The 9850-nt window shown below is 52.3% G+C and carries 9 protein-coding genes, 1 tRNA gene, 2 rRNA genes and 1 pseudogene; 3 read left to right on the forward strand and 10 right to left on the reverse strand.

What is annotated here, in order from left to right; translation table 11 throughout:
- Positions 1–88: 88 nt before the first annotated feature.
- The 3 genes from rrf (FD737_RS23345) to rrf (FD737_RS23355) all read left to right on the forward strand — a co-directional run bounded on the left by rrf (FD737_RS23345) (position 89) and on the right by rrf (FD737_RS23355) (position 447).
- Positions 89–204: ribosomal RNA gene (rrf, locus tag FD737_RS23345) — 5S ribosomal RNA — on the forward strand.
- A 15-nt stretch (positions 205–219) separates the two neighbouring features.
- Positions 220–295, forward strand: a tRNA-Thr gene (locus FD737_RS23350).
- Positions 296–331: 36 nt separating this feature from the next.
- A 5S ribosomal RNA gene (gene rrf, locus FD737_RS23355) occupies positions 332–447 on the forward strand.
- A 169-nt stretch (positions 448–616) separates the two neighbouring features.
- Here the strand turns inward: rrf (FD737_RS23355) and FD737_RS23360 are convergent.
- From FD737_RS23360 to FD737_RS23405, 10 genes and pseudogenes are all read right to left on the reverse strand, one after another.
- The gene (locus tag FD737_RS23360; protein ID WP_034830190.1) at positions 617–1378 is read right to left on the reverse strand and encodes an amino acid ABC transporter ATP-binding protein; all 762 of its coding nucleotides are present in this window, start codon (positions 1376–1378) and stop codon (positions 617–619) included.
- Positions 1379–1386: 8 nt separating this feature from the next.
- Positions 1387–2487 carry an amino acid ABC transporter permease gene (locus FD737_RS23365; protein WP_160834681.1) on the reverse strand — a complete coding sequence of 367 codons (1101 nt, stop codon included), beginning with the start codon at positions 2485–2487 and terminating at the stop codon, positions 1387–1389.
- A gap of 15 nt (positions 2488–2502) precedes the next feature.
- Positions 2503–3681 (reverse strand): amino acid ABC transporter permease, encoded by a 1179-nt coding sequence (locus tag FD737_RS23370; protein WP_034830186.1) that lies wholly within the window; start codon positions 3679–3681, stop codon positions 2503–2505.
- Positions 3682–3747: 66 nt separating this feature from the next.
- Positions 3748–4773, reverse strand: coding sequence for an amino acid ABC transporter substrate-binding protein (locus FD737_RS23375; RefSeq protein ID WP_034830184.1), 1026 nt, complete (start codon positions 4771–4773; stop codon positions 3748–3750).
- Positions 4774–5314: 541 nt separating this feature from the next.
- Positions 5315–5611: a DNA-binding transcriptional regulator Fis gene (gene fis, locus FD737_RS23380; RefSeq protein WP_003855228.1), complete on the reverse strand. Its 297-nt coding sequence runs from the start codon at positions 5609–5611 to the stop codon at positions 5315–5317.
- A gap of 24 nt (positions 5612–5635) precedes the next feature.
- Positions 5636–6601, reverse strand: coding sequence for a tRNA dihydrouridine synthase DusB (gene dusB, locus FD737_RS23385; protein WP_038644355.1), 966 nt, complete (start codon positions 6599–6601; stop codon positions 5636–5638).
- A 394-nt stretch (positions 6602–6995) separates the two neighbouring features.
- Positions 6996–7877 (reverse strand): 50S ribosomal protein L11 methyltransferase, encoded by an 882-nt coding sequence (gene prmA, locus FD737_RS23390; protein ID WP_160834682.1) that lies wholly within the window; start codon positions 7875–7877, stop codon positions 6996–6998.
- Between the two features lie 11 nt (positions 7878–7888).
- Positions 7889–9334 (reverse strand): sodium/pantothenate symporter, encoded by a 1446-nt coding sequence (panF, locus tag FD737_RS23395; protein WP_160834683.1) that lies wholly within the window; start codon positions 9332–9334, stop codon positions 7889–7891.
- Positions 9324–9566, reverse strand: coding sequence for a YhdT family protein (locus FD737_RS23400; RefSeq protein ID WP_034830168.1), 243 nt, complete (start codon positions 9564–9566; stop codon positions 9324–9326). Before FD737_RS23400 ends, panF begins: the two co-directional genes overlap by 11 nt.
- 70 nt (positions 9567–9636) lie before the next feature.
- Positions 9637–9850 (reverse strand): annotated as a pseudogene (locus FD737_RS23405) (acetyl-CoA carboxylase biotin carboxylase subunit); the annotation flags it as partial.

Consider the following 9850-nt stretch of genomic DNA (forward strand, 5'->3'; position numbering starts at 1 on the left):
GGAGCATACTGAGGTATGTGACTGAGTTACGCGAGGGAGAGCAACGCAGCATCAGCACAAAAGACACAGGACAGAGCACAAGAATTTGCCTGGCGGCTGTAGCGCGGTGGTCCCACCTGACCCCATGCCGAACTCAGAAGTGAAACGCCGTAGCGCCGATGGTAGTGTGGGGCCTCCCCATGCGAGAGTAGGGAACTGCCAGGCATCAAATTAAAGTGTGCTGATATGGCTCAGTTGGTAGAGCGCACCCTTGGTAAGGGTGAGGTCCCCAGTTCGACTCTGGGTATCAGCACCAGTTTTAAAGCGTGAGTTCGGTAAATAACAGAATTTGCCTGGCGGCTTTAGCGCGGTGGTCCCACCTGACCCCATGCCGAACTCAGAAGTGAAACGCCGTAGCGCCGATGGTAGTGTGGGGTCTCCCCATGCGAGAGTAGGGAACTGCCAGGCATCAAACACAGAAGCCCTGAACGAAAGTTCAGGGCTTTTTTGTATGTTTAAAACTCGCAACCAGGCTCAAGATTCGTCAAAAACGTCGAATGAGTTAATGCGAGATAATATCAAGGTCATAAAAAAACCTCTGCCAGATTGCGCAGAGGCTTAAGTCACTCATTTGATATTAATGGATGACCTGAGAAAGGAAGGCGCGTGTACGTTCTGATTTAGGATTCGCAAAGAACTCCTGCGGCGGCGCTTCCTCAACAATCTCTCCGCGATCCATAAAGATCACCCGGTCCGCCACAGTACGCGCAAAGCCCATCTCGTGCGTCACGCATAACATCGTCATACCATCTTCTGCCAGACCAATCATTGTATCGAGAACCTCTTTTACCATTTCTGGATCGAGCGCTGAAGTCGGTTCATCGAACAGCATGATTTTCGGTTTCATACACAGTGAACGCGCGATCGCCACACGTTGTTGCTGCCCTCCTGACAACTGTCCTGGAAACTTATGGGCATGTTCCGCGATACGCACGCGTTGCAGATAATGCATCGCTAACTCTTCCGCTTCTTTCTTCGGCATCTTACGCACCCAAATCGGCGCCAGGGTGCAGTTTTGCAACACGGTAAGATGCGGGAACAAATTAAAATGTTGGAATACCATGCCGACTTCGGTACGAACACGCTCAATATTGCGCACATCATCGTTAAGATGGATGCCATCTACTACGATACGGCCTTGTTGATGCTCTTCTAAATGATTGATGCAACGAATAGTCGTCGATTTCCCTGACCCCGAAGGCCCACAAAGAACAATGCGTTCGCGGGGTTTCACCAGCAAGTTAATATCTTTAAGAACATGGAACTGACCATACCATTTATTCACGTTTTCGAGCGTAATCATCATGGCGTCAGCCGCATTAGTCATAATTTGTGTCATGTAAAACCTCAGTGCGATTTACGCCCGGTGTGGAAGCGCTTCTCCAGATGCTGGCTATAGCGCGACATGCTAAAACAAAAAATCCAGTAGACCATGGCAGCAAACACATAGCCTTCGGTCGACATGCCCAACCAGGTGGGGTCAACGGTGGCTTGCTGCACGCTACTGAAGAGATCGAAGAGGCCGATGATGATCACCAGGCTGGTATCTTTAAACAGTGCGATGATGGTATTCACTAAACCAGGGATGGTCAGCTTAAGTGCCTGTGGCAGAATAACTAGCATCTGCGTTTTCCAGTAGCCGAGTGCCAGTGATTCCGCCGCTTCAGTCTGCCCTTTTGGCAGTGCTTGCAAGCCGCCACGCACCACTTCTGCAACATAAGCGGACTGGAACAGAATCACGCCGACCAGCGCACGTACCAGCTTGTCGATAGTCGTGCCCTCTGCCATAAACAGCGGCAGCATTACCGATGACATAAAGAGCACGGTAATCAGTGGCACACCACGCCAGAACTCAATGAAAATCACTGACAGGGTGCGAACCACGGGCATTTTTGAACGACGAGCCAGCGCCAGCAGAATCCCCAACGGCAGCGCACCAGCGATGCCAATTGAGGCAATAATCAGCGTCAGCGTCAGACCGCCCCACTGGCGGGTTTCCACGCGATCCAGCCCCAGATACCCGCCATACATCAGCAGCCAAACAATGATCGGATAGATCACCGCCCAGCAGGCAATGTAGCGACCACGGCGTGGCATAGACTTAATGAACATGGGAACGATCGACAGTAGACCAATCACCAACGCCAGATTAATGCGCCAGCGCAATTCATGTGGATAAAGCCCATACATGAATTGGCCAAAACGTGCGTGGATAAATACCCAACATGCACCGGCTTTGGTGCAATCCGCGCGCGTTTCACCAATCCAGTTAGCCTGGAAGATCAGCCAATCCAGCGCCGGAGGAATCACACTCCAGATGATCCAGAAACTGAACAGCGTGAGCAGGGTATTGAGCCAGCTGGAGAACAGATTTTTGCGCGCCCAAAGCCAGGCTTTTCCTAGCGGATTGCTGGGTACGGGCGGTGTTTCGTGTGTGGTAACAGACATAATGATCCCGTTCTCTTATCGCTCAACTAGCGCAATTTTGCGGTTGTAGAGGTTCATCAGCAGTGAAATGAGCAGGCTGATGATCAGATAGACCGCCATGGTAATCGCAATAGTTTCAATCGCCTGGCCAGTTTGGTTCAGCACGGTACCGGCAAACAACGACACCATATCGGGATAGCCAATGGCCGCCGCCAGTGATGAGTTCTTCACGATATTGAGATACTGACTGGTTAACGGTGGAATGATCACGCGCATTGCCTGCGGGATGATGACTTGACGCATCGTGACCGGATTTGGCAGACCCAGCGAACGGGCTGCTTCATTCTGACCGTGCGGCACCGACTGAATCCCGGAGCGAATCACTTCCGCAATGAACGATGAGGTATACACAGAAAGCGCCACCGTTAACGCCGCCAGCTCCGGGATCATCACAAAGCCGCCGCGGAAGTTGAATCCGCGCAGTTCTGGTACATCCCAATGCGTTGCGGCACCAAACAATGTGTGTGCAATCAGGGGTAACAGCACAATCAAACCTGCAGCGGCTGGCCACGTGCGGCGTAACTGGCCGGTCTTTAATTGATGCTTACGGTTGAAGCGGAAAAGCGCAACGCTGCCGAGGATGGCCAGTGCCAGCGCAATCAGGAATGGCCAGGTGCCAGGTGCATACTCTGGCCACGGAATATACAAACCGCGGTTACTGACAAACGCCAGATCAAACGCATTGAGTGCCTGACGTGGCCCTGGCAGGTTGCGCAACACCGCAAAGTACCAGAAGAAGATCTGCAGCAGCGGTGGGATATTACGAAACGTCTCGATGTAGATGGTCGAGAGTTTACGCAGCAGCCAGTTTTCAGACAGACGCGCGAGCCCCACGGCGAAGCCCAGGATGGAGGCAAATACAATGCAGAGTGCGGAAACCAGCAGGGTATTGGTCAACCCCACCATAAACACGCGCGCGTAAGTATCGCCTTCGGTGTAATCGATCAGGTGTTGGACGATGCCGAAACCGGCATTGCGCTCAAGAAATCCGAAACCGGAAGTGATGCCGCGGTTGGCCAGGTTGATTACTGTGTTGTGGACCAGATATCCCACCACAGCAAGCACGGCCACAATCGCGATGATCTGGTAAAGCCAGGCGCGAACCGTAGGATTACCAAACGAAAAATCCCTCTTTACGGTTGGGCGTTGTGACATGTTGAAACCTCAGTGAAGAAAACGCTTGGGCACCGCAGGGTGCGGTGCCCGACTGGCAGAACAGACTTAGCGTACTGGTGGAGCGTACTGGATGCCGCCCTGGTTCCAGAGTGCATTCTGGCCACGCGCGATTTTCAGTGCACTGTCTTTACCCACGTTGCGATCGAACACTTCCTGATAGTTACCGACTTGTTTGATGATGTTGTAAGCCCATTTATTATCAAGTTTCAGGTCTTTACCGAAGTCACCTTCTGCACCCAACAGGTGAGCCATATCCGGGGTAGTGGGTTTGGCCGCCATCTGATCAACATTCTTAGAGCTCACGCCCATCTCTTCTGCGTTCAGCATGGCGTAAAGAGACCATTTAACGATGGTGAACCAGTCGTCATCACCACGACGTACCACAGGACCCAGCGGCTCTTTAGAGATCACTTCTGGCAGCACGATGAAATCATCTGGTTTGCCGAGTTTCACACGCAGTGCATACAGCTGAGACTGGTCGGAAGAGAGGGTATCGCAGCGGCCACTGTCGAGTGCTTTCGCTGACTCATCAGAACGGTCGAAGGTCACTGGCGTGTACTGCATTTTGTTGGCTTTGAAGTAGTCAGCCACGTTCAGCTCGGTATCGGTACCGGCCTGAATACATACGGTGGCACCATCCAACTCTTTGGCGCTTTTCAGACCCGCTTTCTTATGGGTCAGGAAGCCGATGCCGTCATAGTAGTTCACACCAGCGAACAAGAAGCCCATGCCACCATCGCGCGAAGAGGTCCAGGTGGTATTACGAGACAAGATATCCACTTCACCAGACTGGAGCGCAGTGAAACGCTCTTTAGCCGTCAGCGGGGTGTATTTCACCTTGCTTGCATCACCAAATACCGCAGCCGCAGCAGCGCGGCAAACATCCACGTCGATTCCGGTAAATTTGCCGCTGGCATCAGCGTAGGAGAAGCCTGGCAGGCCATCGCTGATACCGCACTGTACGAAACCTTTCTTTTTAATGGCATCCAGCGTGGTGCCTGCGTGCGCTTGTTGAGTAACGGCGAACAGCGAGGCTGCAGCGACCAGGGTGGAAAGCATCATCTTTTTCATAAAGCATCCTGTGTGGCGAGATCGTGTGTTGTTATGTTTGCACGCACTTTTATGTGCGCTTTTTTCTGTCAATGGCGGTGAGCCATCCACGACTCTGCAAAGGTAATGCCAGGTTTGCAGAATCCTGAATTCACTGGAAAGATCTTTTAATAAAAGGACGCATCCAGAAATTTTGGCTACTATCGCGCACCAAAAGGCTGCATGACGAGACGACGCGATCACAAATAGTGCAAATAGTTTCACTATGTGGAAGCAGTGTGAGCCATCACTCAGGATAAAATGTATGCGTTTGCAGGGTTACGGTAGAAACAGTGCAGGATCACTGGGAAAGCGGCATGGCGGGCGTTATGACGCACAAAGCAGGCGCTAAAAAGGGGCAAAAGACGTGCGGTAAGAGAGACGAAATATCACGGATGCAATTGCAACTATCGTTACCATATCCGCGACAATTGTTTCATCCGTTGCTAACGCAGGGAAACTATTAGTGAGGCACAAACAAAAACGCCAACCCGAGGGTTGGCGTTAGCGCAGCAAAGAACAATTAGTTCATGCCGTATTTTTTCAGCTTCTTACGCAGGGTACCACGGTTGATACCCATCATCAGAGCTGCACGGGTCTGGTTGCCACGGGTGTACTGCATCACCATGTCCAACAGAGGCTGCTCAACTTCAGCCAATACCAGCTCATACAGATCACTTACATCCTGACCATTCAGTTGAGCAAAATAGTTCTTCAGTGCCTGTTTTACCGAATCACGAAGTGGCTTTTGCGTCACCTGATCCTGTGAGTTAACGGTAGAAACGGTCAGTACATCAGAATTTACGCGTTGTTCGAACATAGTTCTTTCAGCTCTTTATTTCGTTTACGCAAGATTTTCGAAGTATGCCTCCAACGCCTCCAGCTGTTCGCTGGCATCCTCTATGGCGTTGAATGTGCGCCGAAACTGGTCATCAGGAGCACTTTCCTGCAAATACCAGGAAACGTGTTTACGAGCAATACGGTATCCCTTGCGCTGACCATAAAAGTCGTGCAGTTCCCGTATATGTCCAATCAGCATTTGCTTCACTTCAGCCAGCGGCTTCGGTGCCAGCAGCTCCCCTGTGTCCAGATAATGCTGGATTTCCCGGAAGATCCACGGTCTTCCCTGAGCAGCGCGTCCAACCATAAGAGCATCGGCTCCGGTATAGTCGAGCACCGCTCTGGCTTTGTGCGGGTCAGTAATGTCACCATTCGCGATAATCGGAATGGAAACGCTCTGCTTAACTGTCCGAATGCTGTCGTATTCAGCGTGCCCCTCAAACAAACAGGCGCGCGTGCGGCCATGAATGGTGAGAGCCTGAATGCCACAGCGTTCAGCCAATTGGGCAATCTCTACACAATTACGATTTTCTTTGTCCCAGCCGGTGCGAATCTTCAGCGTAACCGGTACATCAACTGCATTCACTACCGCACGGAGGATGGACTCCACCAGTGACGGATGCTGCAGCAGTGCTGAGCCAGCCATCTTACGATTCACTTTCTTAGCCGGGCAGCCCATGTTGATATCAATGACCTGCGCGCCAGACGCCACATTAATGCGCGCGGCAGCAGCCATCTCATCAGGATCGCAACCGGCAATTTGCACGGCACGGATTCCAGGCTCGTCACTATGCACCATACGCAAACGGGATTTATCACTGGCCCAAACTTCTGGGTTTGATGACAGCATCTCGGAGACAGTCATACCCGCGCCGTTCTCGTAACACAAGGTGCGAAATGGCTTGTCGGTAACGCCAGCCATAGGTGCAGCGATGAGTCGATTACGTAGCTGATGGTGTCCAATGCGCATGAAAAAGAAGTGACCCTAACTGTTCGCAAGGCGGCGTATATTACGCATTTTTTAACGAAGATGAAAGGCCAAACTTTGAACAATTCACCGTTAAACTGCGAGGAATTCGGCCTTAACAGCAATGCTACAACTAATAATCTATATAATTCAGTGCATTAAAAAATTATGCTGAAATTGTGAGCAAAAGTTTTTCTTAAAACATGCCCAAAATCACGACATAAAAACCGCCACATCCGGTAATTAGCCAGAGAAATGACGGCGATGTGATTATTAAATGTACTAATTTGATTGCTTTCAGGTAGCAGATTTTCGGCTGATATGCAGAGGGTGAGTTGCTTTCACTGTCTGATGGCCAAACAGCAAACCGGCCAGCGAAGCCAGCCGGTGATCAAACTCAGCGGCGCACGCCGGTAATACGGCACCACTCCTCTTTTTCAGCCACCGGATCAAGTACGAAGCGCTCAACATAGGCTTCGCACACCCCTTCAGCCTGGCTGGCTAATACGCCCGACAATCCCAGATGTCCGCCCGCCTTTGGCAATACGCTAATCAGCGGCGCCAGCTCACGTAGCGGGCCTGCGAGGATATTGGCGACAACCACATCAGCTTGCAGGTTTTCCGGCTGTTGATGCGGTAGATAGAGCGACAGACGATCAGAAACGCCATTGCGCTCAGCATTGTCACGGCTGGCCTGAATAGCCTGCGGATCAATATCAATCCCGATAGCCTGCGACGCGCCCAGTTTAAGGGCGGCTATTGCGAGAATGCCGGATCCACAGCCAAAATCGATCACAGTTTTGCCTTGCAGATCAAGTCCATCAAGCCAGGTGAGACAGAGCGAAGTGGTCGGGTGGGTGCCGGTACCAAACGCCAGGCCCGGATCCAGCATCACGTTGACGGCATTCGGATCCGGCACGTCCCGCCAGCTCGGGCAGATCCACAAACGTTCACCAAAAGGCATCGGGTGGAAGTTATCCATCCATTCACGTTCCCAGTCTTTATCCTCGATCTGCTCGATCTTGTGATGGAAATGCGATCCCAGCAGTGGATGTTGACGCAGTTCGGCCACCACATCGTCCATCTCGGTTTCGGCGTCGAACAGACCAATCACATCCGTATCGCCCCATAAGCGTGTTTCACCCGGCAGCGGTTCGTAAACCGGGTTGTCATGGGTATCCTGAAACGTCACCGAGACGGCGCCCACGTCCATCAGCGCATCGCTCAGCGGCTCGGCATTTTCGCCGGTACTGTTAATTTTGATTTGAATCCAAGGCATAGCGTTTCTCTTTATTTCACCGCGGCGTGACGCGCTTCAGGCGTGCTGCCAAACAAATTACCCACCACGAAGGCCAGCAGGCTTAAGGTCAATGAGGGAACGATAGGGTGAAAGCCCCATAGTTCAATTTTCAGGCTGGCAAGTAAGGTATAGCAAGCCGCGCCGACAACCATGCCGCTGATAGCACCTGTCGAATTAGCGCGCTCCCAATACAGTCCCAATACCAGCGGCCAGAGGAACACGGCTTCCAGTCCGCCAAAGGCCAGCAGATTGAGCCAGATAATCATATCCGGTGGATTCCACGCCGCCAGTAACAGCAATATGCCCAGCACGAAAGTGATAGTGCCGGATAGCATACGCAGGCGCGATTCATTCTCGCTGTGCTGTGGCGCAATACGCAAATAGAGATCCTTGATCAGCGTAGCGGAGGATTGCAGCAGCTGCGCGTTAATCGTTGACATGATTGCTGCCATCGGTGCAGCGAGAAACACGCCGGCTGCCATTGGCGGCAACACGGTGATCATCAGCGTCGGGATCACGCGATCCGGAACAGTGAGATCCGGCAGAATGGCACGACCTAACGCCCCCGCCAGATGCATGCCGAGCATTAGAATCACCACGACGATGGTGCCCAGAATGATGCCGCGATGCATGGCTTTACTGTCTTTATAGGAGATACAGCGCACCGCAGTATGCGGCAAACCAATCACGCCAAAGCAGACCAGCACGGCGAAAGAACTCAGGAATGTCGGATTAATGACGTTGCCAACACCTTCCGGCGACACGAGTTGGGGATCGATGGTGCGCAGTTTCGTCACGGCCGTTTCGAGTCCACCCGCCTGATGGATAATGGCAAACAGCAGCAGGAAGGTGCCGACCAGCATTACCAGGCCTTGCATTGCATCGTTGAGTACGCTGGCACGGAAGCCGCCAAACGCGGTATACAGCGCGATGGTGCCACCAAAAATTAATAAGCCGGTGTCGTAAGGAATACCCGCAGCGGTTTCCAGCAAGCGTGCACCACCAATAAACTGTACGGTCATTGCGCCAACAAAAGCCACTAATAAGCTAATACTGGAGAGCCAAATCAGCAGTGTGCTGCCGTAGCGGCCATATAGCATGTCATTCAGCGTCACAGCGTTATAGCGGCGCGCGAGAATGGCGAATTTCTTTCCTAATACACCGAGCGAGAGCCACACCGCCGGCACCTGAATCATCGCCAGCAATACCCAGCCAAGACCATATTTATAGGCAGCACCCGGCCCGCCAATAAACGAACTGGCACTGATGTAGGTGGAGGTAATCGTCATGGCCAGCACAAAACCACCCATCGAACGGCTGCCGAGGAAGTATTCGGTGAGGAAATTGCCCTGACGCTGTTTGCGCATCGCAAACACCGATAAACCGGCGATCAAGGCCAGATAGGCTAATAGCGGCAGAATGATTTCACTGTCCATCTTGATCCTCAAGCGACATGTCGCGATACAACAGGCGAACCATCACCCAGCAAAGGACGATAAATAGCAGCGGGGCGAAAATGCAGGAGAGCTCAAACCAGTGCGGTAATCCGGTGATGCCGCTCTCATTGCCGCCTAGCCAGGCACTTAGGCCCCAGACGGCGAGGTACGCCAGCGTCAGATAAAATGCCCAGCGCGCCTCTTTGTTCGCTTGTAAAAAACGCCAATCCATCATGCAACCTCAACGGTAACAAAAATGAAAAAGGCCGGATTAACCGGCCTTTGTTTGCTCTGCGCTGCGATTACTTCTCGTGCAGGCCGAGTTTTTTCTCCAGATAGTGGATGTTGGTGCCACCCTGCTGGAAATGTTCGTCGGACATGATTTTCATCTGCAGCTCGACGTTGGTCTTGATGCCGTCGATGATCAGTTCCGCCAGCGCATTTTTCATGCGCGCGATGGCCACTTCACGGGTGTCACCGTAGGTGATCAGCTTGCCGATCATGGAATCGTAGTAC

This window comes from Pantoea sp. Seng, assembly GCF_009829935.1.
Classification (GTDB): Bacteria; Pseudomonadota; Gammaproteobacteria; order Enterobacterales; family Enterobacteriaceae; genus Pantoea; species Pantoea communis.

What these genes read in the sequence shown, in the direction of transcription:
- FD737_RS23360 (WP_034830190.1), bottom strand. Translation starts at nt 1,378, where the DNA reads ATGACACAAATTATGACTAATGCGGCTGACGCCATGATGATTACGCTC.
- FD737_RS23365 (WP_160834681.1), bottom strand. Translation starts at nt 2,487, where the DNA reads ATGTCTGTTACCACACACGAAACACCGCCCGTACCCAGCAATCCGCTA.
- FD737_RS23370 (WP_034830186.1), bottom strand. Translation starts at nt 3,681, where the DNA reads ATGTCACAACGCCCAACCGTAAAGAGGGATTTTTCGTTTGGTAATCCT.
- FD737_RS23375 (WP_034830184.1), bottom strand. Translation starts at nt 4,773, where the DNA reads ATGAAAAAGATGATGCTTTCCACCCTGGTCGCTGCAGCCTCGCTGTTC.
- fis (WP_003855228.1), bottom strand. Translation starts at nt 5,611, where the DNA reads ATGTTCGAACAACGCGTAAATTCTGATGTACTGACCGTTTCTACCGTT.
- dusB (WP_038644355.1), bottom strand. Translation starts at nt 6,601, where the DNA reads ATGCGCATTGGACACCATCAGCTACGTAATCGACTCATCGCTGCACCT.
- prmA (WP_160834682.1), bottom strand. Translation starts at nt 7,877, where the DNA reads ATGCCTTGGATTCAAATCAAAATTAACAGTACCGGCGAAAATGCCGAG.
- panF (WP_160834683.1), bottom strand. Translation starts at nt 9,334, where the DNA reads ATGGACAGTGAAATCATTCTGCCGCTATTAGCCTATCTGGCCTTGATC.
- FD737_RS23400 (WP_034830168.1), bottom strand. Translation starts at nt 9,566, where the DNA reads ATGGATTGGCGTTTTTTACAAGCGAACAAAGAGGCGCGCTGGGCATTT.